Source organism: Acaryochloris sp. IP29b_bin.148 (assembly GCF_028285565.1).
GTDB lineage: Bacteria > Cyanobacteriota > Cyanobacteriia > Thermosynechococcales > Thermosynechococcaceae > Acaryochloris.
This window is the reverse complement of the sequence record NZ_JANQOY010000046.1, coordinates 23,711-50,617: the sequence shown is the minus strand read 5'-3', so window position 1 is coordinate 50,617 and position 26,907 is coordinate 23,711. Positions and strand designations below refer to the sequence as shown.

23 protein-coding genes are annotated in these 26,907 nt (G+C 49.9%); 8 read left to right on the top strand and 15 right to left on the bottom strand.

Annotation, left to right across the window (positions count from 1 at the left end; all coding sequences use genetic code 11):
* Positions 1–28: 28 nt before the first annotated feature.
* The gene (gene rdgB / locus Q0986_RS04945) at positions 29–604 is read left to right on the top strand and encodes an RdgB/HAM1 family non-canonical purine NTP pyrophosphatase (RefSeq protein ID WP_299405023.1); all 576 of its coding nucleotides are present in this window, start codon (positions 29–31) and stop codon (positions 602–604) included.
* Here rdgB and Q0986_RS04940 read toward each other — a convergent pair.
* Both Q0986_RS04940 and Q0986_RS04935 read right to left on the bottom strand, forming a co-directional pair.
* Positions 601–1,155 (bottom strand): hypothetical protein, encoded by a 555-nt coding sequence (locus Q0986_RS04940; protein WP_299405018.1) that lies wholly within the window; start codon positions 1,153–1,155, stop codon positions 601–603. The genes rdgB and Q0986_RS04940 overlap by 4 nt on opposite strands.
* Positions 1,156–1,233: 78 nt before the next feature.
* Positions 1,234–1,998, bottom strand: a complete 765-nt coding sequence (locus Q0986_RS04935; RefSeq protein WP_366918518.1) for a TIGR00297 family protein — start codon at positions 1,996–1,998, stop codon at positions 1,234–1,236.
* Between the two features lie 23 nt (positions 1,999–2,021).
* Here Q0986_RS04935 and Q0986_RS04930 point away from each other — a divergent pair, with 23 nt between their 5' ends.
* Positions 2,022–2,477 carry a VOC family protein gene (locus Q0986_RS04930; RefSeq protein ID WP_299405012.1) on the top strand — a complete coding sequence of 152 codons (456 nt, stop codon included), beginning with the start codon at positions 2,022–2,024 and terminating at the stop codon, positions 2,475–2,477.
* A gap of 4 nt (positions 2,478–2,481) precedes the next feature.
* Here the strand turns inward: Q0986_RS04930 and Q0986_RS04925 are convergent, their stop codons facing one another.
* From Q0986_RS04925 to psaK, 3 genes are all read right to left on the bottom strand, one after another.
* On the bottom strand, positions 2,482–3,396 hold the full coding sequence (locus Q0986_RS04925; protein ID WP_299405009.1) for a type II CAAX endopeptidase family protein: 915 nt from the start codon (positions 3,394–3,396) through the stop codon (positions 2,482–2,484).
* Between the two features lie 62 nt (positions 3,397–3,458).
* Positions 3,459–4,574, bottom strand: a complete 1,116-nt coding sequence (proB, locus tag Q0986_RS04920; protein ID WP_299405004.1) for a glutamate 5-kinase — start codon at positions 4,572–4,574, stop codon at positions 3,459–3,461.
* A gap of 198 nt (positions 4,575–4,772) precedes the next feature.
* A complete protein-coding gene (gene psaK / locus Q0986_RS04915; RefSeq protein ID WP_299404999.1) occupies positions 4,773–5,033 on the bottom strand; it encodes a photosystem I reaction center subunit PsaK in 261 nt (86 codons plus the stop codon).
* A 177-nt stretch (positions 5,034–5,210) separates the two neighbouring features.
* On the opposite strand from psaK, the gene Q0986_RS04910 reads away from it, so the two are divergent.
* Positions 5,211–5,855, top strand: coding sequence for a phosphoribosylanthranilate isomerase (locus tag Q0986_RS04910; protein WP_299404994.1), 645 nt, complete (start codon positions 5,211–5,213; stop codon positions 5,853–5,855).
* Between the two features lie 81 nt (positions 5,856–5,936).
* Here Q0986_RS04910 and Q0986_RS04905 read toward each other — a convergent pair whose 3' ends face one another.
* The 6 genes from Q0986_RS04905 to Q0986_RS04880 form a co-directional block, all read right to left on the bottom strand.
* Entirely contained in the window at positions 5,937–8,681 is a 2,745-nt protein-coding gene (locus tag Q0986_RS04905; protein ID WP_299404991.1) for a response regulator, read from the bottom strand.
* Positions 8,682–8,850: 169 nt separating this feature from the next.
* Positions 8,851–9,972, bottom strand: coding sequence for a quinone-dependent dihydroorotate dehydrogenase (locus Q0986_RS04900; protein WP_299404987.1), 1,122 nt, complete (start codon positions 9,970–9,972; stop codon positions 8,851–8,853).
* A gap of 39 nt (positions 9,973–10,011) precedes the next feature.
* Entirely contained in the window at positions 10,012–10,743 is a 732-nt protein-coding gene (locus tag Q0986_RS04895) for a peptidase (protein WP_299404982.1), read from the bottom strand.
* A gap of 19 nt (positions 10,744–10,762) precedes the next feature.
* Positions 10,763–10,990 (bottom strand): preprotein translocase subunit SecG, encoded by a 228-nt coding sequence (gene secG / locus Q0986_RS04890; RefSeq protein ID WP_299404978.1) that lies wholly within the window; start codon positions 10,988–10,990, stop codon positions 10,763–10,765.
* A 104-nt stretch (positions 10,991–11,094) separates the two neighbouring features.
* A complete protein-coding gene (gpmI, locus tag Q0986_RS04885; RefSeq protein ID WP_299404976.1) occupies positions 11,095–12,699 on the bottom strand; it encodes a 2,3-bisphosphoglycerate-independent phosphoglycerate mutase in 1,605 nt (534 codons plus the stop codon).
* Positions 12,700–12,909: 210 nt separating this feature from the next.
* Positions 12,910–13,773, bottom strand: coding sequence for an RnfABCDGE type electron transport complex subunit D (locus tag Q0986_RS04880; RefSeq protein WP_299404971.1), 864 nt, complete (start codon positions 13,771–13,773; stop codon positions 12,910–12,912).
* Positions 13,774–13,991: 218 nt separating this feature from the next.
* Here Q0986_RS04880 and ppsA point away from each other — a divergent pair, with 218 nt between their 5' ends.
* Entirely contained in the window at positions 13,992–16,451 is a 2,460-nt protein-coding gene (ppsA, locus tag Q0986_RS04875; RefSeq protein WP_299404967.1) for a phosphoenolpyruvate synthase, read from the top strand.
* 37 nt (positions 16,452–16,488) lie between these two features.
* A complete protein-coding gene (locus Q0986_RS04870) occupies positions 16,489–17,043 on the top strand; it encodes a universal stress protein (RefSeq protein ID WP_299404963.1) in 555 nt (184 codons plus the stop codon).
* 10 nt (positions 17,044–17,053) lie between these two features.
* On the opposite strand, the gene Q0986_RS04865 is transcribed toward Q0986_RS04870, so the two are convergent.
* The 4 genes from Q0986_RS04865 to Q0986_RS04850 form a co-directional block, all read right to left on the bottom strand.
* Entirely contained in the window at positions 17,054–17,749 is a 696-nt protein-coding gene (locus Q0986_RS04865) for a hypothetical protein (protein ID WP_299404959.1), read from the bottom strand.
* Between the two features lie 118 nt (positions 17,750–17,867).
* Positions 17,868–18,686 (bottom strand): PEP-CTERM sorting domain-containing protein, encoded by an 819-nt coding sequence (locus Q0986_RS04860; RefSeq protein WP_299404955.1) that lies wholly within the window; start codon positions 18,684–18,686, stop codon positions 17,868–17,870.
* Between the two features lie 778 nt (positions 18,687–19,464).
* Entirely contained in the window at positions 19,465–20,613 is a 1,149-nt protein-coding gene (locus tag Q0986_RS04855) for a response regulator (protein ID WP_299404951.1), read from the bottom strand.
* 322 nt (positions 20,614–20,935) lie between these two features.
* On the bottom strand, positions 20,936–23,194 hold the full coding sequence (locus Q0986_RS04850) for a DUF3488 and DUF4129 domain-containing transglutaminase family protein (protein ID WP_299404947.1): 2,259 nt from the start codon (positions 23,192–23,194) through the stop codon (positions 20,936–20,938).
* A gap of 235 nt (positions 23,195–23,429) precedes the next feature.
* On the opposite strand from Q0986_RS04850, the gene Q0986_RS04845 reads away from it, so the two are divergent.
* The 3 genes from Q0986_RS04845 (at position 23,430) to Q0986_RS04835 (ending at position 26,873) form a co-directional block, all read left to right on the top strand.
* Positions 23,430–23,885: an NAD(P)H-quinone oxidoreductase subunit N gene (locus Q0986_RS04845; protein ID WP_299404943.1), complete on the top strand. Its 456-nt coding sequence runs from the start codon at positions 23,430–23,432 to the stop codon at positions 23,883–23,885.
* 53 nt (positions 23,886–23,938) lie between these two features.
* Positions 23,939–25,087, top strand: a complete 1,149-nt coding sequence (gene ldpA, locus Q0986_RS04840) for a circadian clock protein LdpA (protein ID WP_366918517.1) — start codon at positions 23,939–23,941, stop codon at positions 25,085–25,087.
* A gap of 61 nt (positions 25,088–25,148) precedes the next feature.
* Positions 25,149–26,873 (top strand): R3H domain-containing nucleic acid-binding protein, encoded by a 1,725-nt coding sequence (locus Q0986_RS04835; RefSeq protein ID WP_299404937.1) that lies wholly within the window; start codon positions 25,149–25,151, stop codon positions 26,871–26,873.
* Positions 26,874–26,907: the final 34 nt, after the last annotated feature.

The window sequence follows — 26,907 nt, the reverse complement described above, 5'->3', positions numbered from 1 at the left end:
TTGATTATTCATAGAGGAATTGGACAATATGCCCCCCTTAATTGTGGCTACCCAAAACCCTGGCAAATTGAAAGAGATGCAGCAACATCTCGCCGATTTACCCTGGGATTTACAGCTAATGCCCCCGGATCTAGAGATTGAAGAAATCGGCACCACCTTTAGCGAAAATGCCATTCTCAAAGCCACTCAAGTGGCCCAACAGCTAGAGCAATGGGCCATTGCTGATGATTCTGGCTTAGAAGTCATGGCCTTAGATGGTGCTCCCGGCATTTACTCGGCTCGATATGGCAAAACCGATACGGATCGGATTCAACGTCTGCTGACAGAACTCCAGGGAAAGACCGATCGCAGTGCTCAATTTGTTTGCGTGATTGCGTTGGCCCGACCAGATGGCAGCGTAGCTTGCCAAGCGAAAGGGATTTGTCCGGGAGAAATTCTGCAGGCCCCTCAGGGAGAGGGCGGATTTGGCTATGACCCCGTTTTCTATGTTCCCTCTCAGCAGCAAACCTTTGCTGAACTATCAGCCTCCGCCAAACGCCAGATCAGCCATCGGGGGGAAGCCTTTAAGGCTCTGATGCCTCAACTGTTAGCCCTGCAGGCTTAGGGTGAAATCACTAAATGCCACTCGGCATCTGTCTGCTTGAGGGTCGGTTGAGGGGTGTCTCCCACCACATAAGGCCCCCAATATTTTTGCGAGCCATCCAGAGCAAAGGCCATCAAGACATCGCCTTGATAGAGCTGGAGCGAACCTGAAGGCACGGAGACCTTGAGGCCACCAATACTGCCTTCTTGGGGGGCAAAGTCCCAGTGAACCGGCTCTTTGAAATGAGGTGTTTCGGGGGGGCTGGGATGGTTGGGATTGAGATGACTGCGCAGCACCACGCGAATCGGAAATTGGGTTTGATTGCTAATGCGAAGGACATCGGTGCGCGGGTCAATGGACAGCGGCGGCGTTTTTTGGGCGGTGACCTCCGGTCGGTCTTGAGCTGTCGCATCGGCAACAGGGGTTTTGACCTCTAACACAGGCGGCGCTTTCTCAGCCGTGACTGAGGGTTCGATCCAAATACTGAAGTAAAGTTGCGTTACCAATAGTGCCCCGGATCCGCCCACAACCGCAGCCAGCACCATCGGTATAATCCCAGATTTCGAAGCCATCCTTTTTTGGCCCCCGTCTATTGATGCCATATCCTATCGCATTTCCAGCCTCCAAACATCTGCAGATGAATGGAAGCGCTATCCTCCGATAAGTTCTGCCCAGGCGAAGGACAGTCCCATCGCAGTAACGACCCCAATCAGAGTGTTGATGCCATTCACCACTTCATTGGTGAGCCAAGTGAACTGGGACTGCACGGTGGCTCCAATTACACTTTCCAAATTGGTGGCAATCAAAGCAGCTATCACACACCATCCCACACCAACGGGTGCGATTAAACCCACTGCCCAGGCCAAGACCGCAATCACCACTGATGCCAGCAGTCCTGCTAAGGTCCCTTCTAAACTAACAGCCCCTTCAGTTCCTCGAGGCACGGGCCGCAATGTGGTGATCAGAAAGGTGCGATTACCATAGGCTTTGCCAATTTCACTAGCCGTTGTATCGGACAGTTTGGTACTGAACCCACTCACATATCCCAAGCACAGCAAAGGTCGATATTGAACCGGGAGGACTAGCGTGGCCAGGGCACATAGGGTAGAACTAGCAGCAGACCCCCAGACATTCTCTGGTCCTCTAGCACCAGAACGCTTTTCGGCGATACCTGCGGCTTCTTTTTCTGCCATGCCGATTTTCGTCACGGTCGACCCAGCCAAAAAGTAGAATAGAACGACACTATACCCTGGCCAACCCAATGTTCCCCAAACAACCACCCCCAAGATCCAGGCATGTCCTAATCCTGCAGGCGTTAAGAGTTTGGAGACCAATCGCCAACCTAGCAGCCCCAGTCCTGTATTAAACAAGACGGCCATCAACCAGGGATTCCAACTCCCAATCTCATCCAAAATCATTCTTGGGACGTACTCAACCTATGGAAAAACAACGGTCTACTGATGACTTCATCCTATTCCACCTCGCTTTTCCTGTCACGAATATCCCTGATACGAAAACCTTTTATCATCAGGGGTTGGGATGTGAGTTAGGTAGAGAAAGTCCTCAATCCTTGATCATGAGCCTCTTTGGTCATCAATTAGTCGCCCATGTAACACGTGATTCGGTCCCGCTGCAAAAGGGGATCTATCCCCGACATTTTGGCCTCGTGTTTTCTCAACTTGACGCTTGGCAAGCGTTGGTTGACCGGGCCAAACACCATCAACTTGAATTTTATCAATCTCCGAGACGTCGGTTTCCAGATTCGCCCCTGGAACATTACACCTTTTTTTTAGCGGATCCCTTCCACAACTTGTTGGAATTCAAGCATTACCATTCTTCCGAGGCAATTTTTGGTTACCAAGGCATCAATCAGATCGGGGATCTTAAGGGATAAGCCCCTAAGTGGGGGACGGCTTCGTCCACAATAGTCGCCAGCGGCTCCAACCAAACACGAATAGGATCCCTAGAGTAATCGCCACAACCCCCACTAGACCCGCTTCAGGACCGAAGATCCCTCCCGTGATCCAAGCAGGCCCTATGACTGTTTGTTCAATCCAATGGTAGCTACTCTGCCCACCCACCGGAAAGCCGAAAACAATGCCTTCAAAAAAATTCCAACCAACATGGATACCCAGCGGCAACCAAAGCTGACGGGTGATAAACCAAGCATAAGCAAGCCATAATCCCACCAGGCAGACCACCAGTGTGGAGAGGGCGTTGGCAGCAGGATTACTCAGATGACGAACCGCAAAAATCATGGAGGTCAAGGTGATTGCCCAGGCCAAATTCAACCCTTCCTTTATATTTTGCAGCCAATAGCCCCGATAGGTCAGTTCTTCGTGCCAAGCCGGACAGATGCCTAAAACAAGAAAGCCTGTAAAGGTTTCTGACACAATCGTTTCGATGGAGTCTTGTTGCCAACGATACCCAGTAAATTGCAGCCATCCTGCCTGAAATTCAAAGCCATAAATTCCGGCCATCAACAGACCTGCCAGCACGAAGCCAAACAATAAATCCCACAGCATCCAAGGATTGATTTCAAGCCCTAAGGAATCAAAAGGCCGTCGATCCAGGTAACGACGGGCTAGAAAAATAGAGAGTGTGGTTGCAGCTAGAAAAATAAGTCGATCAAAGACAAGGGCTTGATCGAAGACTACGGCTTGTTGATTGGTACTTGAGATATTGCGGAAGAAAATAAAGCTGAGGAACACATAGAACGCCAGCTCGAATACGTTTTGGCTCAAAATTCGCCATCCCGCTCTTAAGCGAGGGGAACGGCGACTAATAAAAATCTTTCGGGGCCAGGAACTCACAGGACACTCCTGCGAACAGTTGCGCGTGTGTAATGATGCGTCGATTTCATAAAATAGACTAATTATCCTGTAATCACCAGATTATCGCGATGAACAACGGTTTCTGACCCGGCATACCCTAACACATGCGGAATGTCTTCTGATTGTCTCCCTTGAATCTGCTGCAACTCATCACTACTATAGTTGACCAATCCTCTGGCAATTTCTTCTCCAGCAGAATTATAGAAGCTCACTGCTTCCTGACTTTGAAAATTGCCTTCAACGGCAGTAATGCCCGCAGCGAGTAAAGACTTCCCTGAGTGAGTGATCGCCTTCGCTGCACCATCGTCCAAAATCAGTTTGCCTGTGGGGACAAGAGCATGCGCGATCCAATGTTTCCGCGCATTATGAGGGCGAGGATGGGGATGAAATTGGGTTCCCATACTGTCCCCGGCTAGAATTTTCGGGATGTTTTCTGGTGTTTTGCCTTGAGTAATCACTGTGCGCACCCCCGCATTGGTTGCGATCGCAGCCGCCGAAATTTTCGTTGCCATCCCTCCGGTTCCCCACTGAGATCCGCGATCGCCTGCACTCACCTTGAGCGTGACCAACTCTTCGATATTCTTGACCTGACTAATGGGCTGGGCATCAGGCTGGGTACGCGGATCCGCAGAGTATAGGCGATCAACATCGGTGAGCAAAAACAGCCAATCCGCCTGCACTAAGCCAGCAACCAAGGCCGATAGGGTGTCGTTATCACCAAAGCGAAGGAGTTCATCCACGGCCACCGTATCATTCTCGTTGACGATCGGAATCACGCCCAGTTTGAGCAGTTCTTGCAAGGTATTGGAGGCATTGATATACCGACTGCGATCAGCCAGGTCGCCGCGAGTCAGCAGAACCTGAGCAATGGGCTGTTGCAAACTGGTAAAGAAATCATCATAGATGCGAATTAACCGCCCTTGCCCCACAGCTGCAACGGCTTGTTTGAGGGCAATGGCTTGGGGACGTTCTGCTAGCCCTAATCTTGCACAACCAATGCCGACAGCCCCAGAAGACACTAAAATCACCTGATGACCGACGTCCCGAAGTTGACTGAGAACTTCAACTAAGGCAGCAATGGTCGCTAAGGCCAAATGTCCCGTATCGGGTTGGGTTAGACTTGATGTACCAATTTTGATCACTAGGGTTTGGGACATGTCCAGTAGGCTCTGGCTAGAGTTTAGCCACAGGTTAAGTGAATAAGGCTAAGACGGCAATTTTGATCAGTCGTTGAAACGACTATATTTCACCAATGGGAATAACCAACCACCAAAAATCCCCGCAATCTAACCTTGGCGAGGGTAAACAACAGGGATAAGTCGTGTCAATGATAGTTAGAAAAAATAAGTAAGACCCTATAGGGCTCCGGCAGACCGCAGGCCTAGGATCATGCCAGCCCCAATCCAATGGGCACACACACCTGTCGCCAACATTTCTGGAAGACCAAAGTCTTTCATAAACTCCGGTACAGCAAAAGGCAAAGCTGGACCCTGACCTGCATACTTGATGGTGTAGCGCCCTAAGAACACCATGAGCAAGTTAAGAAACAGCATCAGTATCCCTGTGTTAACGGTCCAGGGATGACTTTCGAAGGTCGTCAAAAGTATGGGATGCATCAAAATTGTTCTCCTAAAAACAGCGAAACGAACTAAATCTCAAAATCTGTAACGTCGCTGACAGAATTATAAAAATTGAACTGGCGCAAAATTTTGTTTTGTTTTAAGAGTTAACATTTCGCCATAAAAGTGATCCCACCTTATGCTGAAGGAAATACATGGGATGCAGGGGATTTTATGCGAGTCAAAATTTGTGGCATTACTCAACTAGAGCAAGGGGTTGCGATCGCAACCTTAGGTGCCGATGCCCTCGGATTTATCTGTGTCTCCCAGTCTCCCCGCTACGTCACACCCCAGCAGATTCAGGCAGTTACCCAAGCGTTACCCAAGCAAACCCTAAAGGGAGACCCCCTAAGTCGGATTGGTGTTTTTGCCAATGCGGCTCTAGACCTGATTCAACAAACCGTAGAAATTGGCCAGTTAACCGGAGTTCAACTCCACGGAGATGAGTCACCCGAATTTTGCCAGCAAGTCAAAGCGAAACTACCCGAGGTTGAGTTGATCAAAGCGTTTCGGGTTCGTAGTGCTGAAACCCTGGCTCAGATCACGCCCTATGAAGCGATTGCGAATACCCTGCTCCTCGATGCTTATACACCTCAAGCCTTAGGTGGAACAGGACATACTTGGGATTGGACACTGCTCAAAACCTTTGCTCCCCAGCTTCCTTGGTTCCTTGCAGGAGGCTTGACGCCAGATAATGTGAATCAAGCAGTAACGACTCTAACCCCCCCAGGGATCGATCTATCCAGTGGGGTGGAGCAAGCTCCAGGAAACAAAGATCTGCAAAAAGTAGAGCAGCTTTTTCAAGTCTGTCAGTCCTGAGTAGCCAAAATTGCAGAGCTGCCACCAGTCTAATAGGCTGAGTTCTTACCATAAGCCATACTCTGTCTACCTTAATATGACTCAGTTTCCCTTCGCTATATATCGTTCCAACGCCAGCTTTAGCTCTTCACTGCGGATGGGTTTACTCACATAATCTTGCATCCCAGCCTCTAAGCACTTTTCTCGGTCCCCCTGCATTGCATTTGCCGTCAGTGCAATCACATAGGGCCGTGTTTCCAACGCCCCAGACTCTTGAATCTGACGCGCTGCTGTCAGGCCATCCATCTCCGGCATCTGCACATCCATCAAGACCACATCATAGGATTGACGATGGAGCGCAGCTAAAACTTCCAAGCCATTGTTCGCCACGTCTGCCTCATACCCCAGCTGTTTGAGAATCAATAAAGCCACCTTTTGATTGACCACAACATCCTCAGCTAGCAAGATGCGCAAAGACTGAAGATTGGGGTTCGGTAGGGCAGGGCTGGGTTCTGCCGTGGGATTGATTTTATGGGGCTGATCTGCTATTGCTCGGACCATAGCAGCTCCTAATTGGGCTTCTTGAATAGGTTTGTTCAGAAGGGCAGAAAAATAGCTTTTGCCTGTAGCCGTTGAAACGGCTTCCACTCCCAAGGAGCTGAACATAATCAAAGGAATATCTGGCTCTAGTGCTAGTTCGTGAATCTGTTTAGCCAAGGTCACACCATCCATATCAGGCATTTGCATATCAACCACCGCCAGATCGAAGTTAGAATCTTGTTGCAAAAGCTCTAGTGCTTCTGGTCCTCCAGACGCTGCATAAGACCGCATTTGCCAGGTCTCTGCTAGTAAGGTCAAGATTTTACGGTTGGTCAAATTATCGTCCACAATAAGAAGCCGCTTGCCTGCTAGTTCCTGTAGATCGAGATCAGGAAAATGCTCAATAGTGGTCGCAGCTTTCACTGAAATTGTGAAGGAGAAAGTCGTTCCTACCCCTAGGTCACTCTCTACCCAGATTTGTCCGCCCATCAGTTCACATAGCCGCTTGCTAATCGCCAGCCCTAAACCCGTGCCGCCAAATTTGCGGGTGGTGGAGGTATCGACCTGACTAAAGGACTGAAACAATCGGTGCATGCGATCTGGGGGAATGCCAATGCCCGTATCTTTGACTGAAAACTGGAGGAGATGATGATCAGCTTGGGCAGACGAAGAAAGATCTGAGTTGAGCGCGGACTCATCAGTCACCTCTTTGACCTGGACAACCACTTCTCCAGTCTCGGTAAATTTGACGGCATTACTAAGGAGATTGACCAGTACTTGGCGGAGCCGGGTCACATCGCCGATGATGCCACAAGGCAAGTCTGGCTCTACTAAATAAGCCAGTTCTAGATTTTTCTCAAAGGCTTTGGGAGCAAACAACTTCAGGGCATTTTCAATACAAAGTTTCAGATTGAAGGGCTGTTCTTCAAACTCTAGCTTCCCAGCTTCAATTTTAGAGAAATCAAGAATATCGTTGATCAGGTTTAACAGGGCATCGCCACTCCCCCGAATGGTATCTACAAAGTCTTTTTGCTGAGGAGTGAGAGAGGTTCGGGCAAGCAAACCCGTCATACCGATGACGGCATTCATGGGCGTCCTCAGTTCATGACTCATATTGGCCAGGAATTCACTTTTGGCTCGGCTGGCGGTGTCTGCGGCTTCTTTGGCAACTTGCAATTCAGCATTGATTTGATGGAGCTTAACCTCAGACTGCTTGCGATCACTCACATCAATATGCATCCCCGCCATTCGCAGGGGTTGGCCCTGTTTATCCCTTTCGACCACTTTACCTAAGTTGGAAATCCATTTCCATTCTCCTGACTTAGTCTGCATTCGATAGTCGAAGGCGTAGGGACCAGAGCTATCTTGGAGATGAGCATCGAGCTTCTCTTGGATCCAAACCATATCTTCAGGATGAACCAAGCTCTTCCAGGTATCGTAGTTCGCTTGTAACTCTCCCTCTTCAAAACCAAACATCTGAATATAGGAAGGACTCCATTCCAACTCTCCTGTTTGGACCTGCCAGTGCCACCAGCCAGCGTCTGAAGATTCTATAGCTAGTTCTAGTCGTTCTTGAATATGCCGTAAGGATTGGTTGGCTGTTTGGAGTTGCTGAGTTCGCCTTTGGACGCGAGTTTCCAGTTCTGCCTTGGCTTTCTGTAGCTGTTGCTCAAGCTTCGCGGTTCTGACTAACGGTCGAAAGATAAAAAGAGCCTGAAGAATGAGAATCAATAACAATAGGCCGTCGATGAGTAGTTGTGTTTGGGTAAAGGTGTCGATACTTTGAGTGGCTTCATGCTCAAACATCGCTACTGCCCGATCCAAATGGGGGAGCAAGCTGGAACGAGCTGTATATTCGATCTGGCGATAGACGGCATTGCGTTCACGCTCGCTACTGGAATGGAGCAAGGTTCTCACAGCCTCTAGATAGGCACGGGTACGCTGATCTAAACGATGCGGATCTTCGAAATAGAGCTGCTGTAAGGCTGGCGAAAGCTGGTGCTTGAGGTTCAGGTCAGCATTACCCTGAAGGAGTGCCTCATGAGAGGATTCCATTTGGGAGACCAGCTTTAAGAGTTCGGGTTTTGTTGCTAAGTTCCCTTCTCTATAGAATTTGGCTAACAGACTAATGCGTTGAGAGAGCATTCGCTGTCGCCCCGCAATATTAACCGCACTGGCCGAAGGAGATTGCCCTCTCATCATTCTTTGGAGCCAGACTTGAGACACAATGGCCAGACTAGCAGTTGCTGAAAGTGTGCAGACAAAGGCAACTAACAACTTGCGATATCGTTGCTTTGAATGAGTCATAACAGCACCGAGCAAAATTGTTTACAAAGAATATAATTCCGTTTCACAAATGAATAATGATTGCAATTTTTTAGATAGCTTTATCTTGCTGTCTAGCATGCACTCTATTGGATTATGAACGGACACAGCTTATGAAAGAAGTCCCTATATCACTCGTTTTCTTGTCATCCTATTGCCCCACAATTTCAGATAGTTGCGGGTTACCTTCCTCATGCATTTTTGCCAGCAAGCCTGCCAAAATCCGGCGCACCATCCAGGGGCCTTCATAAACCCAGCCTGTATAAACCTGCAATAAGCTAGCTCCAGCACAAAGTTTTTCCCAAGCATCCTCAGCGGTAAAGATGCCGCCCACACCGATAATCGGTAGTTGGCCTTGGGTCTGCTGGTGAATAAATCGAATTACCTCTGTGGAACGCGATCGCACCGGGGCACCACTTATCCCACCTGCTTCATTCCTAGGTGCATTTCCCGTAGCGGCAATCTGCTCTGTTTTCAGATCCCGCCGTATCGTTGTGTTGGTGGCAATAATACCGGCAAGCTGATGGGCTTGCGCCAAGTCTACAATCGCAGCAATGTCTTCCCACTCTAGATCTGGAGCGATTTTTACCAGCAGAGGTTTGGCTTCCGTATTCTCGGCCTGCAGACCTGCCAAAATGGGGGCCAATTGTTCGACGGCTTGGAGCGATCGCAACCCTGGCGTATTGGGTGAACTCACATTCACCACAAAATAGTCCCCATAGGTTTTCAGGAGTCGAAAGCTCCCCACATAGTCGCCCACCGCCTGTTCTAGGGGTGTCACCTTCGACTTACCCAAATTAATCCCTAGGGGATAAGAACGAGCTTGGCGATCCTGCGATGCAGCAATCACCTTCGCCATCGCGGCAGCCCCTTGATTATTAAAGCCCATTCGATTCAGCGCCGCCTGATCTGCCGGTAAACGAAACAAGCGAGGTCGAGGATTACCCGGTTGCGCATGGAAGGTAACGGTTCCCACTTCCGCAAATCCAAAGCCAAAACGGGGCCAAATATTCGTTGCCACGCCATCTTTATCAAATCCCGCCGCCAATCCAATCGGGTTCTTAAATGAAAGGCCCCATAAGGACTGCGAGAGTCGAGGGTCTTCCACCTGTAAAGAGGAAGCTAACCGCTGCTGCAGACCTTGAGTCAACCCCTGATCCACATTCCGATCCAGCCAGGCGCAGGTCCGCATCAATTGACGATGGACTGTTTCTGGATCGGCGTTCAAAGCCGAAAACAAAAGAGGTTGTAACCCTTGTTGATATAAATCCACGGTTTTCTCAGATCAGCATCGCACTGAGAGTATAGCCCGCTAGGGTGCAGCATCCGATGATTGCACGGGCCAGCCTAGCCTAGTTGGTTGTTGATAGACCCGCTTCAGGGTATTCATATCCCGCGCAGAAATAGGAGGAGGGGTGCGCACTTGAGAAAAATAGAGGGCGTCGGTTTTTAACTGGCTGTGACCCCAAATCCCCAAAGCATGGCCTAACTCATGGCGAACCGCCGCCGCAATATAGGTCTCCGTTTGGTTTGCCCGGACTTGAATGGTGAAGCGATGGGCCAACCGCTGCTGGTCATCCACATAGAGCTTAAAGCGGGTCTCTGCCGAGCGAATACGGCCCTGGCTTCGTTGGGTGGGATCAACCGCCGAGATACTGATATTGGCCTGGTTCGGATCAGTCGTCACTTCCAGGGGAAAATAAGCTTGCCAAGCTTGAATGGCCTGGTCAACTGCCTGGGGCCATTTCTCTTGGATTAAGGGCAAAGACTCAGGGGCAGGCTGAGCATAAACTTTGACGGGGAATTGGCTCCAGATCAAATACCCCACCCGAGTCACTTTGATCTGATCAAAATAATCCCCTTGTTGCTGGGGATCTTGCCACTGCGCTAGTGCCGCTGGTAGTAGATGTACTTGGGCATCAGGTGCTTGGAGAGCAGCACGACTCGAATCAGCCCATCCTAGATGGATGACAATGGCGGCTAACAGGCCCAGAAGCCCTAAGCCGATCACCGCAGGCCACTTCCTTAGGCTAGGCCATCGCATGATGACTCAAACCAATCCGTTAACCGAGCCAGCCAGCGCTGAGAACCACCGTTAACCCCATAAACATTAAGGTGAGGGTCCAAGTGATCCGATTAAGGGTCTTTTCTGCACTTTTGGCACTGGTAAACAGTTGGGCTTGGCCACCAATACCGCCCAACCCATCTCCTTTGGGACTATGCAACAGTACCAAGGCAATCAGCCCCACGGCCGAGAAGAACCATACGCCTTGAATTACGTTAGTCAGCATCCAACTGAAACCCTAGTAAACGATAAAAAATACTGACGGCAAATCAATAGCCGCACGACGGTCAGCCCATCCAATGGGCAAGACATATTCACAAAGTATAACCTTTAGCGATGAATCCGGACAGGACTCTTATTCTGGCGAATTTCGAAATCCGCCGTTTGAATTAAGGTTGTTCCCGTCATTTCGTCTGGCTTGGGAAGCTGCAAAATATCTAAGATCGTGGGGGCAATATCGGCCAAGCGGCCATCTGCCCGCAATTGAACTTCCGTACCATGACCAGGGATTTTTCGACCTTCTCCCTCTACCAAAATCAGAGGCACAGGATTGGTCGTATGGGCCGTCCAGGGATTGCCCTGTTCATCCCACATCCGTTCAGCATTGCCATGGTCTGCCGTAATTAGCAGCGTGCCACCGACATTAACCACTTGGTTCAGCAGTTGACCGATGCATTTATCCACGGCTTCAACGGCTTTGATCGTGGCATCCATCATGCCCGTATGCCCCACCATATCGGTATTGGCATAGTTGATTACCATCAAGGAATAGACGCGCTTCTCTAAGGCTGCGATCGCTTCTGCGGTGACCTTACTCGCCGACATCGGTGGATCCTGGTCATAGGTCGATACCATGGGGCTGGGGACGAGTACCCGATCCTCTCCAGGCAAGGGATCTTCAATGCCACCATTAAAAAAATAGGTGACATGGGCATACTTTTCAGTCTCAGCTAATCGCAGCTGCTTGAGACCATGGTTGGCGACAATCTCACCTAAAATATTGTCTAGATTTTGGGGCTTAAAAGCCACATTCGTCGGTAGGTCTGGATCGTATTGTGTAAAGGTCACAAAGTGAAGTCCCTCCACTTGCGCTCGCTCAAATCCATTGAAATTGGGATCGACTAGGGCTTGAGTCAGTTGGCGGGCTCGATCGGGACGAAAGTTAAAGAAAATAACGCCATCGCCTGCCTCGATTGCGCCAGGGGCAATGCGGGTGGGCGGCAGAAACTCATCAGTGGTTTTGTGATCGTAGGCATCTGTGATTGCATCTAGAGCAGACCAGTCCCGAGGGACCGTCATCTGATCACTCACCATCACCTCATAGGCCTGCTGAACCCGATCCCATCTGCGATCGCGATCCATGGCGAAATAACGACCGCTTAAGGTCACAATTTGCCCAACACCAATATGAGCAATCTGTTGCTGGAGGCGGTGAATTTCGTCCTTGGCACTTTTAGGAGGGGTATCTCGTCCATCTAAAATAGCGTGAATACAGACCTGAGAAATATTCTTTTCTTTGGCTGCCTTGAGCAAGGCTAATAGATGCTCCGAGTGAGCATGGACACCGCCCTGAGAACACAACCCAATCAGATGGAGTTTGCTGTGATTTTGAGAGACTTGGTCAAAGACATTCACTAAGGCGGGATTGGTGGCTAGACTACCATCTTCAATGGCATCAGCAATGCGGACCAGTTCCTGGGGAACGGTCCGACCTGCACCTAAATTCAGGTGCCCCACTTCAGAGTTACCCATCTGCCCCACTGGCAAGCCCACGGCTTTACCAGAGGTTTGGATGAACGTACTGGGATAAGCTGTCCAGAGGCTGTCAATAATTGGGGTGTTAGCAGCAGCAATAGCGTTGCCGTCGGTGTTTTCTTGGTAACCCCAACCATCTAATATGACTAGCACCACCGGGGAAACAGGTGTCGACGTCATACAGGATCATTTTCCTCAAGGATTTATTGTGATGCAATCATAACACTCAGAATTCCGCTTAGGACAGACCGTAGCTTGGATCGGCACGAAAAAAAGCAAGAATATTCTGGCCCTCTCATCCATAACATTCTCAGGTTAATACAAGGTTGAAGAACGGGAAGTGGCGGTTAAATATCAAGGCGTGGGCGAATACTCCGTCGCCACTTCCTGTCAGGGATCATTTCTAGTTAAGGGGTGTGGGGATATCGCTAGCGTTGCCGGAGTATCCCAGGTAAATCTAGGAGCCTCCCAAATCTGATCAAACCAGAGCGTCAAAGGGGCCAAAAAAAACAGTGCCCAGAAAACTCCCGTGGACAGCAAAAATTGAGTTTGCAGCACAAACGTCACAACCGCGATACTGCCTGACCACAGTAAGCGGGCCGAACGCGCATTGGGGATCGAGCGGGGATCGGTAAGCATAAATAGGGCAAACAGAATTAAAGAACCACTAGACAAGCTATGGAACCAAACATCCCAAGTCCATCCCAACCATAGATCCCGCAGCGACAGACAGGTGGCATAAGTCGCTAAAAACATGACGGAAGTATCCCATCGCCCCACACGGTGCAAGACTAGTCCGCCGGTCCCCGCAAATAAAAGGCCATACCACCCCACTTCACCCCATTGCCCTGGCGAAACCCAAGCATCTTGAGTCAGGACCAAGACAGCAATAATGCCAAAGTTGGCAGGATTGAAAAAATGCTTGTCTTGCCACTTGCACAAAAACTTACTGAGGATCGCAAGCGTTGCCGCCAAAGCCATGGTGGTCCAATGATCTGTCCGCAGTAATAAACTCAGTCCTAAGCCTGTGATCAAAGCGCTACGCAGTGATGGATTAAAGGCTCGATCTGTGTTTTGGGTTCTCTTGAGGTACAAATGCATCAGCAAGGCGGCTAAGCTTTGGATCAGAAGAGTGGTTGCGATCGCAACCCCAATCATCTCCGGTCGTAATGTCCAATCCTTAGTGCCAATCCCTAAAACTAAAAACAGGCTGAGGAATAAAATTTGGTAATCTCTCGCATCTTTCAAGAACATCAGTGTTCAACGGGCTCAATGGGTCCCAATGTATCTTAAAAGTCTTAGCTTCCCGATCGCTGTTACCAGAATTGTTACTGGGTTCGGCAAGCCCCACCCCTTCAATCTCTGGCCATATTCAAGATCCATAACTTTTCAGGCCATCCTCACAAGTTTCTCAAATTATCTCTTTATAAGAGAGGTGTGAAGTCCTCCAATCTAAATGGCAGGAAACAGCAATGCTCCATCCTTCCTCCACTCACCCACAGGCCGAGGCCAAGCGACAGCCTCTAGTCCTGTGGTTTGACGAGGTCGGCATCAACGATATCCCCTTGGTAGGGGGCAAGAATGCTTCCTTAGGGGAGATGATTCAGCAATTAGGGGCACAGGGGGTAAAGGTTCCGACGGGTTTTGCGACAACAGCCCATGCCTATCGACACTTTATTCAGCAATCTCAAGTCGAACCGCAGCTTCGCCAGCTTCTGTTGGCTCTGGATGTTGAGGATATTGCTCAGCTCCGCTCTCGGGGGCAGCAGGTTAGAGAACTGATTCTTGACACCCCCTTCCCACCCTCACTAGAACAGGCTATCAGTTCAGCTTATACCAGGCTGTGCCAGCACTGTGGCGGGAATTCATCTCTAGATGTGGCGGTTCGCTCTAGCGCGACGGCAGAAGATCTGCCTGATGCCAGTTTTGCCGGTCAACAGGAAACCTATCTCAATGTGCAAGGAATTCGCGGCGTATTAGAAGCCTGTCACAAGTGCTTTGCCTCTCTATTTACCGATCGCGCCATTTCCTATCGCACTTTAAAAGGGTTCGATCACTTTAATGTGGCCTTGGCGGTCGGGGTACAGCAAATGGTGCGATCGGACACCGGCACTTCTGGCGTTATGTTTTCGATTGATACGGAGACAGGATTTGACCAAGCAGTATTGATCACGGCGGCCTATGGGCTCGGGGAAAACGTGGTCCAAGGGGCGGTCAATCCTGACGAGTATCTGGTGTTCAAACCCACACTTAAACAGGGTTATCAGCCGATTTTATCCAAACGACTCGGCAGTAAAGAACTCAAAATGGTCTACGACCAGGAGGGCAGTAAACTCACCCAAAATGTGCCCGTACCAGAGTGCGATCGCCAAAAATTTACGTTGACCAACACCGAAATTCTCACCCTTGCTCAATGGGCCTGCACCATTGAAGATCATTATTCTGCTATCCGGGGTACCTATACCCCCATGGATATTGAATGGGCACAAGATGGGTTCACCGGGGAACTCTATGTGGTCCAAGCCCGACCGGAAACGGTGCAGTCGCAAAAATCTGAGACCCTACTCAAAACCTATCACTTAGAGGGAACAGGGCTAGTTCTCAGTTCTGGTCGGGCCGTGGGGGAAATGATTGGCCAGGGGCGCGTTCGGATTATTCAGGATGTGAGTCAAATCAGTGCCTTTCAACCGGGAGAAGTCCTGGTTACCCCCAAAACCGATCCCGATTGGGAGCCGATTATGAAGCAAGCGGCAGCCATTGTGACAAACCAAGGCGGACGCACCTGTCATGCTGCGATTATTGCCCGAGAACTCGGCATTCCTGCTATTGTCGGTTGTGGGAACGCCACTGGCAAGATTCCCAACGGTCGCCTGGTCACCGTTGCCTGCTGTGAGGGGGAAGAAGGTCGAGTCTATGATGGGTTACTCTCTTTTACGATTCAAGAAACCCACCTGGAACAGCTCCCGAAAACGCACACTCAGATTCTGCTAAATGTGGGGAATCCAGAGCAAGCGTTTAAACTGGCAGCACTCCCTTGTGATGGGGTCGGACTGGCTCGCTCAGAATTCATCATTGCCAACCACATCAAAGCTCACCCCTTGGCCTTGCTCCATTTCGATCAGCTTGAAGATCCCCTCGCTCAACAAGAAATTGCTTATCTAACACGCCATTACCCCTACAAACCTGACTTCTTTGTCGATCAGCTCGCGCATGGGGTGGGGATGATTGCAGCGGCATTTTATCCTAAGCCTGTGATTGTCAGGCTTTCAGACTTCAAAAGTAATGAATATGCCAACTTACTAGGTGGCAAGCAGTTTGAACCCCAGGAAGAAAATCCCATGTTGGGATGGCGAGGAGCCTCTCGTTACTACGACGACATCTTTCAAGGTGCCTTTGGCCTGGAATGTAAAGCCTTAAAGATCGTACGAGATCAGATGGGCTTAACCAACGTCATCCCGATGGTTCCATTTTGCCGCACACCTGAAGAAGGGCGTAAAGTCATCGCTGAACTAGCGAAATATGGTTTGGAGCAGGGAGAAAATGGCCTCCAAGTTTATGTGATGTGTGAAGTTCCCAGCAATGTCATCCTGGCCCATCAATTCAGTCAGGTCTTTGACGGTTTTTCAATTGGCTCTAATGACCTCACCCAATTAGCCTTGGGGATCGACCGAGATTCGGCCTTAGTGGCTCACCTGTTTGATGAGCGTCATGCCAGCGTTCAGGCTTTGATTCAACAAGTGATTGAGCAAGCCCAGCAAAATCACTGCAAAGTAGGTATTTGCGGCCAAGCCCCTAGTGATTACCCCGAATTCGCGCACTTCCTGGTGGAGCAAGGCATTGACTCCATCAGCCTCAACCCAGATTCAGTCCTCAAAACCTTGTTAGCAATCGCGCAAGCAGAAGCCCTCATCCATCCGTCTCAGTCTCCTTAATTCTTTTATTTCCCCACTGCCCCTGGAGGTATCCGTTATGTTTCATAGAATTGTAGTTGCTCTCGATCATTCAGAAGCAGCCATTTCAGTATTTGACCAAGCCCTTGATTTAGCTGGCATGACCCAAGCTAACTTGATGCTGTTGCATGTGTTATCCATCGATGATCAAGACGCGCCTGACACACCTACCCCATTCCCGAGTATGTACTACTATCCGGGGTTATCGGCCACCTCAATTAAGGTCTACCAACAGCAGTGGGAGAAATATACCCAAACAGCACAAGATATTCTGCAAGCTCAAGCAGACGAAGCCAAGCTAGCAGGGATCTCCGTTGAGTTCACGCAGAAACAAGGTTCTCCAGGTGAAACCATCTGTGAAGTCGCCAAAGAATGGCAGGCGGATTTAATTTTACTAGGAAGCAGAGGGCGCGCTGGCCTGAGTGAATGGCTATTAGGGAGTGTTAGCAACTACGTTATGCATCATGCCCCTTGTTCAGTTTTGGTCAGCCGCGAAACCGAAGCTCCCCCCCCGAACTCAATCCCAGATCATCTCAATCAGCAGCTCATCTCTAATTTAGCTGGATGGCAATAGCTGAAGATCGCTAGGTGGTTTTATCCTGAGCGTTTTCGGGCTGCATCCATTCCACATTCAAAGGTTTGAGCAGCCCAGACTCAGTCACTTGGACTGTGATGACAAATAAATCATCCTCAAAGGTTTGGACCACCAGTTGAGGGGCGTCATTAGACTCCATTCGATAGACTTTATCCGGCAAAAACTGGGAGATAATTGCCCGCTGTCCAAATGCCTTGGCACCAAGGTGCCTGGTCCATAAGATATTCTTCACAGCATGGGCAATGAATTCGGGCTTTCTGCCATAAAACAAAGACAGATAGTCCTCATCGTTGGCCTCAGGTCGGACGTTAGAAGAGCTGGACATTGCCTTGAGAATGTCCCTGAGATCTAGGGATTCTTTCGCTTGATAGTCCGATAAAGTCTTGGTGTCTAGCGTTGGCAACTGCTGCAAATCAAACAAGACCTGCTGCTTCATCAGCTGCGGGTGCGCCCCATATACTTTTTGGGAGGCCTTTAAGGCAATATCAGAGATCTCACTCATGCTATGGTCAGCCAGAGCTTTTTGAGCAAGCTGAGCTTTCATTTCTTGCTCAAATTTTGCTTGTAAGGCTTCGATTTTTCCCTGTTCTGGAGGGGATGAGGAAGAAGAAACTTGACTCGCTTGCAGTTGACAGGCAGTGAGACAACACCCCATTAGCAAGCACTGAACTAGTTTGCTTCTCATAGCATGATCGCCTGAAACTGTGGTACCAGTCTAAAGCAGATTCAGTAGCGACGTGGATGGGTTGCTGTCACCGCCAACAGCAGCCCATCCAACAACGACTTCTTCAATCAGCCACAGATTAACTCACCTGGCGCTGCTGCTTTTTCCGACGAAAGACGTATCCAAACCCCAGTGCGAGTCCCGTCCCAAAAATACTCAAGGGTTCAGGTACTTCGTCAGCATTGCTGGATACCACTGTATTGAAATCAAGTTGGGCTGAAATATCTACATCTGATCCTTGGCGTAGCCAAAAGGTATAATCGCCCGCTGGTAAGGGCGCTTTAAACCCTTCAGCACCGGGTGCCCATTGTTCGGTTAAGCCTCTTAGATTATCTTCTAGCAACTCAGGGGTATCACCCGGTGCTAGCGCTAGACCATCATAGGGGTTACTCGCTGCTTCTTCCTCGTAAAAAGCGGCTGTCCCCGAGGTGACGTGATCCAGATTAGAGGTCGAGATCTCTTGAAATATCTTATTGGTATTGACTTGAGTACTACGCAAGTGCGACCAACCTAATAATCCAGCAGCACTACCCCTATCCTCAGGCACCTCATAGTCGAAGATAGATCCTCGTTGAACTGCAATAAATGCAATATCTTCGAAAACGGGGCTACTATTCCAAGACTTAAGCTCAATTCCGTTGAGTGCCAAACCATGGGGCACGGTGAAGGTGAAGTAGTCAGGGGCAGGATTGTCTGTCCCCGCATTGAAGTTCGCCGTTAATAAATTTGATCCTAAATTAAGAGAACCCACTGAGGTGGGGTGAAGCCCCTCATCAGAAAGATCACCGTTTACATTTTCATTCCAAAGCGTAATGGCAGAGGCTGACTGCGCTGCCAGACCGAAGGCGCTAGCGGTTAAAGCAACAGCTAGGAGAGTTTTTTTGAGATAGCTATCCATTAAACCAAAGAGTCCGTAAAGGGTTGTCTTGTGAGAAATTTTTCTTTGGAAACATTATAAAGGGTTGTAGTACTTTGTAAACAACCTTTAAAAATGCCAACCTCTTCAATACAGGACTATCCCAGCTAGCCACTTCAAAAAGTTGCTATTTTTAACGACAATCTCTACTCCCAAAAACGCAGCTCGACTGATACATGCCAGACTGGCCCAGCCCGTAAGACGATTCACCACCCTGTTGAGACGTGACCGCGAATTACATAGCTCCTAAAGTTTGAAAGCCCACCACATTGATGGGTGGGATGAAAAACGGGCCTGTACTTTTAAGTACCTTAAATCTATTGCGCGATAAAATAAAAAAATTCTTCGACAGACTTAGACCTCTGCAGGTTCTAGAGAGAAGTTTTCTAGGTAAAGGGCTAAACGTACCGTAAGCAGCTAGCCTTGGCAGTTTAACTGGGAAGCAGAATCGCCAGAGGTAAAATCCGGGATTCCATTTCTGTCAGACCTAAAGGAAGAAAACCAGTTCTGATTGTTGGTTTTAACCACTAGGCAGGGCGTTGTCTAGAGTGCGAGTAGACATCAGTCAGGGCTTAGCTCTGCAATCTACGCCAGTAGCGCTGAATCCTGCGTCTTTCAAGCGTAGGAGGGCGTCAAAGGTACAAACGGCACCTTGGGAGCCATATCCCATTAACAGCCTGGAGTACTATTGCCCACCAACGGTAGGCTTTTAACGCTTGTAGCTTTTGGTGCGAATGGTGCTTGCCTAACCCATGTGGCTTTAGACTTGCTGGGCAACAGCAGCACCTTCAGCAGTGAGTTTCTGTACCAGTGCCAATAATTCTTGGGGATTAAACGGCTTGGTTAAGTAAGCGGTGCATCCTGACATCCGAGCGCGCATGCGGTCAATAATTCCTTCCCGCCCCGTTAGCATCACCACCGGAATTTCCTTCAACATGTCAACTTGGCGAACCATACGACACAGCTCATAGCCATCCATCTTAGGCATTTCGATATCCATAAGGATCAGATTGGGTCGCTGCTCAATCAAAACCGTTAATGCTTGTTTAGGATCCATCAGCTGTAGAACATCAAACCCTTCGGCCTCTAGAGATAATTTCACAAATTGCTGAATGGTTTGGCTATCATCTACGCAAGCCACGACGGGACGCACCGTTTCTTCAATAATTTGATAAGGATGCAAACTAACAGCCCCGGATTGAACGATGGGTGCAAAAGCGCTCACCAGCGCTAATACATCCATATCAGCTTGAGTCGCCAATTCATAAAAGCAGAGATTTTGCTCCAGTAAATTGGTCATATTTTGTAGATGCCGACCGCTACTACCTTCTTGCCAGGCCAATTTGAGAAACTGATCCGGATCTTCCAAGCGAGGTCTCTGAAAGGGAGAGGCAATCACAGACTGCAATTGAGACCATTGATTGATCTGATCGCGAACCGGTAATACCAGTTGTCTAAAAGGGGCAGATAAAAGGAGAGGATCCAAGCCCACATTGGGTTCAAAGTCTAAATAGCCTTGGGGAAGGGCTAAAAACTGCATTAAGGCTTCTTGGGTGAGGACAGCCAGCAGTTTTCGGAAGAAATTCAGAGATAAATTTTGAGATTGCCAATACTGACAGAGGAGAGCGTATTCTGAGGTGTTGTGGGGCAACGATTCGACTAATTGAAAGTCTGGAAGGTGCTTTCTAAAAATATAGGGTAGCCGTTCTGCATGGCCCATCGTGCTTTCTGCAAAATGCATCTGACCACCACCTAAATACACCCGCCAGCTAATGGATGGATCACGAGCATCTGTGATGGTGATGCGACCAGAACGTTGCTCAGAAATAACTTTCTGTAACACTTTTGCAGGCGAGATCTGTGGCTTGTCCTGCTGTGTAGGCGTTGGGAGACTTGGAGTGTAGGTCATAGACAAACTGATTTGGTAGTTGGTAATCAGAGCTTTGGCAGTTACCCGCTCAGCAAGATGGCAAGTGGCAGATTGGATCTAGAACGACTCTATTTAGGTGCATGCCCTCATTCTTAGGATTGACCGTTTGTAGTCGAGAATATATGCGTAAAATCACTTAATTTTAGCTACTGCGTTGATGGTTCAATCTTCAGTGATGGTGTTCTAGCCTTAGGCTTACCCCCAGTATGAACAATATCATTGCCCAAAATTTGCGTTTGTTATTGACTATAACTATCAATATACCGGTCATCAAAAATCGATTATATCTACATCATTCCTGCTACTGCTGCGACGGCTGCTGATCGGTCTTGGGCCATCGTACCTGTTGCTTAAGTGACTGAAATTGCTGTTGAACCTGACTTATAGGACGAATTTGTTGCCCATAGCGCCAGTCAACATAGGCCTGCGAAATGTCTGAAATTAGCGTGGCCACAGGTTGAGTCGCCGTTCGCCGCAGACGATGGGTATATTCAAATGGCGTTTCATGGGAATGCTTTGGGATTCCTTCATGGGCTAAGAGGTGAAGCATTTGTTGGTAGAGTCGTTCCATGGGGGGTAAGTTTGCTAACCGCCGACGGTATCGCCACCATCGCCAACCTTGCGGTGTTAGCCAGATCAGAACAGCCAAACCGCTGAACATCAGTAGCCCGACCGCCCAACCTTGCCAACTACTGGTCAACAGTCCTAAAGCTTGGGCCAAGCTGGTGCCAATCCAAGCGGTGATCGCGGTTAGTCCATTCATCATCGGCGAGGGCAACCAGCCTGCAACCCAGTTCCAAAAAGACTTCAGCACGGAAAAGGTATAGTCGTCATCGACTGAGGGGGGAACCAGATCGTGTCCTGGAATCGGATCAAAGGTAAACCAGCCAGACTGAGGAATATAAACCTCAGTGAGCGCATAGGCATCAACGTTTTCGACCTCATACAAACCTGTAAAGGCATTAAACTGCCCGGGACCAAATCCCGTAACGAGGCGGGCTGGAATCCCAATAGAGCGCAGCATTAAGGTCAGCACAGTGGAAAAATGATCAGGATATCCGCCCTCATACTTGAATAAAAAGGCACTGACTAAATCTTCTTGAGGGGCCAAGCTCGGCAAATTGGGCTGGAGGGAATAGGTTTGCTTCAGCGCCTGCGCGAGATAGAGGGCTTTCTCATAGGCAGAGATTGGAGAGTGGTTGGCTTTGGCCAAGAGGGTCTCTGTTTGCTCCCGCACTTGAGAAGCTATTTCAGCAGGGACTTGTAAGTAGTGCTGGCGAATTTGCCGAGGATACTGGCGAGGGGCACGTCGAAGCTGCTTGCGATCGCGATATGGTACATCCGAAATCACCGAATAGGTCAAACCATCCTGTAACTGCACCGGTGAGCGCAGCCCCCCTTCTGGATCTCTGGCAATTTCACGGGTGGGGAAATAGACCTCTCGAGCTTGGCTAAGCGCTGGAATCAGATTAGGGAACGGGGCCACAATGGAATAGGTCTGGATCACTTCTTTAGTACGACCCTGCTGTGGATCTTGGGGAATGGCAAACCGATAGGACCAAGAGGGGCGCTTCAAGGTTTCGGCTTTATCGTTGCGGGACATCTGCCAACCTTGGCCTGTGTATTGATCAAAGGCTAAGACCCGCCAAAATCCGGGGGCTTGCGATCGCACGCGCATCACAATCTCTGGTTTTAAGATACCGCGCAAATTTTGGTTGATGGTGGGGTTAAAGCCGTAGTAGAACTGATCGTCAAAGGCAATCTCACCTTGTATTTCTTTTCCATCTTGGCCCGTTCCATCCCATGCAGCGTCATCACCTTGACCATAGCCAGGATTGACAATTTGTCGCGCATCAAACTTACCTTCAAAATCAATCGCAGCACTGACAGGTAGCGTTCTTAACTGGTATCCCGGCAAGCGGGGCAGCAGCGCAAAAATAATCAATCCTAAGGTGATGACCGCGAGCAAAACTTTGGCCACCTGCGCAGGTGGAAGACTCAGAGATTGGCGTTTCAATGCCGTCAACCCCAACCGCGATCGATAATCGAGGATTAAGACCGGTAAAGCAAAGGCCACAAACAGCAACAACCAGCCTCCAAACAGCATCGTTTCACTGACCGTTGCTGCCACCCCTACCAAAATGACCCCGATTACCGCTGAGTAGCCTAAGTCTTTTCGCCGTGGCAAATCAAAGGCGTGGAGGATTTGGACCTGAATCAAGAGTTCAGCCAGCAAAATACGTGAATCTCCAGCCTGCCCCACCAGGCGGGTCAAAAACACCGCCAGAACCGTCACCATCCCCAAGGCAATGCCGATCTTGGCAACGGTATTGCGGCGATGTCGTTGTCGCCAACTCCAAGTCGCCCCGATCAAACTCAAGGGAATGGCCCATCCACTGTGGAGGGTGGACGCCGCCGTATCCGTGGCCATAATGCCCACACAGACCAGCAGTTGAACCCCTATCCGTAGGGCCAGGGAATCTTCCGGGGGAGTTGGTGGCGCGATTCGTTGCTGAAATAACCGTTGCCGCCAGGTTTTAGGAAGAGAAGGGATGTGCATCGGTCGGCAAACAAGGGGTGGATCAGCCTTAGTCTACCCAGATTGATGCCCAGAATTCGGATGGGGGCATTGGAACCGGATGTATGGAGGTGGCGAGCAGCGACCCCTCCGAATCCATTTTTGGCCTGAAAAAAGGCAATTGGGATGATCGGTGCCCCTGGATTTCGTGTAAGTTAGGGTAAGTATTTTTGCGTTCATCCCACCTGTCCATCCCAACTTAGGATACTTTCGATTTATGCCCCTGCTGCTGACTGGTAAAAAATTCATTCGAACGGTAGAAAAGTCGGGTGCTGTAGGAATTTATGTTCCCTCTGAAGGGGGATTTGAGGGGCGCTACAAACGGCGTTTACGGGCTGCGGGCTATCTGACCTTATTTGTATCAGCCCCAGGGATGGGAGATTTAGCCTCCTACTTTACGGATATCCATGGTGTCCGTCCTCCCCACTTAGGGAAGAATCAGATCCGCACCTATTTCTTGCCCCCCTTTGTCACCTACCAACTGGAGAATCTGCCCCCTCAAGCCAAGGGATTAGCCCTGTGGCTCTATGATGGCAAGCGCCTGGCGCAACAAGAGCTGGCTTATCTGGATGCCATTACGGCGACGGAACCCCGCTTAAAAGTGGTGGTGGAGCTAGGGGGCGCTCGCTCTGTTGAATGGCAGCCTTTGGCAGATATTGTTGCTGCAGCTTAAAATTGCCTGAAATTGTTCACCTGCCTCTGATCATTTCGGATTAGGCTAAAGGGGTGATTGATTTTGCTTCTCCCCTGCAGTCCTTGCAACAAGGCCACTGGTTTAAGCTAATTTGCGGGGCTAGCTACCAACATCTACCCGCTGTCCACAATTTGGTTCTAGCTTACACGCTAGCCGGTGCGGACTGTATTGATGTGGCGGCGGACCCAGCTGTGATTCAGGTGGCGCAGACTGCGATCGCAACCGCACTACAGCTCGATGCAACGGTGCCCCAACCACTGCTGATGGTCAGCCTTAATGATGGGGAAGATCCCCATTTTCGTAAAGCAACCCTGAATCCGGTGAGCTGTCCGTCAGACTGTCCGCAACCCTGCGTCAGCATTTGCCCGGCCGATGCGATCGCATTGCCCAGTCCTGGCGTGATCAATGATCGATGCTATGGCTGTGGGCGTTGTTTACCCCTTTGCCCCATTGACCAGATTGCCACGGTCTCCCATCGGGCTCACCCCGAAACCATCGGTCCCTGGATCCAGTCTGGTCGTGTACAAGCCTTAGAGATCCATACCCAAGTCGGCCGCCAAGACGAGTTTCAGCAGTTGTGGCAAACGCTGCAACCCTTTATTCCGCATTTACAGCTTCTGGCCGTCAGCTGTGGCGATGGTGACGGACTCTTAGCCTATCTCACCCAGCTCTACCGCATCATGTCACCGTTGCCCTGTGTGTTGGTGTGGCAAACGGATGGCCGCCCCATGAGTGGCGATATTGGTGACGGAGCCACCCGAGCCACGGTGCTCCTGGCGGAAAAGGTGTTGCAAGCGCACTTGCCAGGCTATGTCCAATTGGCCGGCGGCACCAATCAACATACGCTTGCTAAACTCAAAGCCAAAGGGTTACTGCATCCGCGTTTAAGGGCAGATGCTGCTACCAGGAGTGCGGACATCGCACCGCCCTATGTTGCCGGGATTGCTTACGGGAGTTTTGCCCGCCAGCAGCTAGCCACGGTGCAAGCTAAGCTGGAAAGACAGGCTGCTCACAAGTTGGAAGCACAACCTGAATTGCTACAAGACGCGGTTGCCCTAGCCTTATCTCTAGTCAGCCCACTTAAACCCGATCATCGGGTATCCCAACTACCCACTATCAGGGAACGAGGCCGAGATTCACCCCTGTTTTCTACCCTAGAACAATCAAGGGGAATTCTCTAGGGTTTGTTAGATTCTTTATCTAGCCTGTTATTGATTACTACTGCATTCTCCACCGTTATCTATGGTTGAACAAGTATTAGGAGACCGCCAACTCATTACCGATAATCTCGATCAACTCCTGGATATTTTGCCAGAAGCGTTGCGATCACACCTCCAAAACCACCCCCAACGTCCTGTATTGATCGAAGTGGTTATGGATCTGGGCCGCCAACCCGAAGCTCGATTCCCGGATCAGGCCGAATATTTATCCACTGAATCCATTAGCCGTGCCGACTTAGACTACTGCATTGAGCGCGTCAGTCATTTTAGTGGCGATAATCGGGCTGGGATTGAGCGCACCCTGCATCGGATCAGCGCCATGCGAAATCGCCAAGGGGAGATTATTGGTCTCACCTGTCGAGTGGGTCGGGCCGTACTGGGCACCACCGAAATTATTCGAGATCTGGTGGAAAGTGGCCGTTCCATTTTGATGTTAGGCAGACCTGGGGTCGGTAAAACCACTGCACTCCGGGAAATTGCCCGCGTCTTGGCGGACGATCTGCTCAAGCGGGTCGTGATTATTGACACCTCAAACGAAATTGCCGGGGATGGCGATATTCCTCATCCCGCCATTGGTCGGGCGCGACGCATGCAGGTGGCCCGTCCCGAACTTCAGCATCAGGTGATGATTGAAGCGGTGGAGAACCATATGCCCGAAGTGATTGTGATTGATGAAATTGGTACGGAATTAGAGGCAGTAGCAGCCCGGACCATTGCTGAACGGGGGGTACAGCTGATTGGTACCGCCCACGGCAACCGGATCGAGAACCTGATGAAAAATCCCACCTTATCGGATTTAGTGGGAGGAATTCAGTCAGTTACCCTGGGGGATGATGAAGCCCGGCGACGAGGCAGTCAAAAAAGTGTTCTGGAACGCAAAGCGCCGCCCACCTTCGAGATTGCGGTGGAAATGTTGGAACGGACGCGCTGGATTGTGCATGAAGAGGTGGCCAACACCATTGACAGTCTGCTGCGGGGGCGTCTTCCCAATCCTCAGGTGCGCACGGTGAGTGACAGCGGCAAGGTCACCATTACCCATGAGCTATCTACGGCTGACCCTACCCCCATCGAATCGGCCCCCAGCGGCTGGAGGTCTTCAGGACGGATGAAGCCCGTACCAACCCCCACAGCTCCGGCGAAAACTGATTTCAATGAATTTCAAACCTTACTCGATGCATCGCTGCAGCAACAGGATCCCTATGGCAATACCCTTAACTATATGGCAGGTCCCAACGGCGAGGATCTGCCGTTGCACGTATATCCATATGCTGTGAGTCGGTCCCAACTCGATCAGGTGATTACCACCTTAAACCTGCCCATTGTACTGACTAAGGATATTGATCATGCGGATGTGATTTTTGCGTTGCGATCGCACCTTAAGCATCACTCTAAACTGCGCAATCTAGCGAAAAATCGCCAAGTTCCGATCCATACCGTCAAGTCCAGCACCATCCCTCAAATTGCCAGAGGACTCCGGCGACTGGTCAATATGGAGGATCCAGGGACGCCTGAGCTGGTGGATCTGAAATTGTTTGCAGGTAGTAGCGATGATGATGAAATCGAAGCCCTAGAAGAAGCCAGACTGGCCGTTGAACAAATTGTTATTCCCAAACGACAGCCCGTCGAACTCCTGCCGCGCTCTGCCAGTATTCGCAAGATGCAGCATGAACTCATCGAACATTATCGTCTGCAATCTCGGAGTTTTGGCGAAGATCCAAATCGCCGTCTCCGCATTTATCCCGCATAGTATTCTCCCCTTTCGGTTCCACCCATGCGTGAGT

Coding starts and splice junctions, on each gene's coding strand:
- ppsA (WP_299404967.1), top strand. CDS start 13,992: ATGCTCCATCCTTCCTCCACTCACCCACAGGCCGAGGCCAAGCGACAG.
- Q0986_RS04930 (WP_299405012.1), top strand. CDS start 2,022: ATGGAAAAACAACGGTCTACTGATGACTTCATCCTATTCCACCTCGCT.
- Q0986_RS04845 (WP_299404943.1), top strand. CDS start 23,430: ATGCCCCTGCTGCTGACTGGTAAAAAATTCATTCGAACGGTAGAAAAG.
- Q0986_RS04905 (WP_299404991.1), bottom strand. CDS start 8,681: ATGACTCATTCAAAGCAACGATATCGCAAGTTGTTAGTTGCCTTTGTC.
- Q0986_RS04880 (WP_299404971.1), bottom strand. CDS start 13,773: ATGTTCTTGAAAGATGCGAGAGATTACCAAATTTTATTCCTCAGCCTG.
- psaK (WP_299404999.1), bottom strand. CDS start 5,033: ATGCATCCCATACTTTTGACGACCTTCGAAAGTCATCCCTGGACCGTT.
- Q0986_RS04865 (WP_299404959.1), bottom strand. CDS start 17,749: ATGAGAAGCAAACTAGTTCAGTGCTTGCTAATGGGGTGTTGTCTCACT.
- Q0986_RS04860 (WP_299404955.1), bottom strand. CDS start 18,686: ATGGATAGCTATCTCAAAAAAACTCTCCTAGCTGTTGCTTTAACCGCT.
- rdgB (WP_299405023.1), top strand. CDS start 29: ATGCCCCCCTTAATTGTGGCTACCCAAAACCCTGGCAAATTGAAAGAG.
- gpmI (WP_299404976.1), bottom strand. CDS start 12,699: ATGACGTCGACACCTGTTTCCCCGGTGGTGCTAGTCATATTAGATGGT.
- Q0986_RS04855 (WP_299404951.1), bottom strand. CDS start 20,613: ATGACCTACACTCCAAGTCTCCCAACGCCTACACAGCAGGACAAGCCA.
- Q0986_RS04870 (WP_299404963.1), top strand. CDS start 16,489: ATGTTTCATAGAATTGTAGTTGCTCTCGATCATTCAGAAGCAGCCATT.
- Q0986_RS04940 (WP_299405018.1), bottom strand. CDS start 1,155: ATGGCTTCGAAATCTGGGATTATACCGATGGTGCTGGCTGCGGTTGTG.
- Q0986_RS04910 (WP_299404994.1), top strand. CDS start 5,211: ATGCGAGTCAAAATTTGTGGCATTACTCAACTAGAGCAAGGGGTTGCG.
- Q0986_RS04850 (WP_299404947.1), bottom strand. CDS start 23,194: ATGCACATCCCTTCTCTTCCTAAAACCTGGCGGCAACGGTTATTTCAG.
- secG (WP_299404978.1), bottom strand. CDS start 10,990: ATGCTGACTAACGTAATTCAAGGCGTATGGTTCTTCTCGGCCGTGGGG.
- Q0986_RS04835 (WP_299404937.1), top strand. CDS start 25,149: ATGGTTGAACAAGTATTAGGAGACCGCCAACTCATTACCGATAATCTC.
- Q0986_RS04895 (WP_299404982.1), bottom strand. CDS start 10,743: ATGCGATGGCCTAGCCTAAGGAAGTGGCCTGCGGTGATCGGCTTAGGG.
- proB (WP_299405004.1), bottom strand. CDS start 4,574: ATGTCCCAAACCCTAGTGATCAAAATTGGTACATCAAGTCTAACCCAA.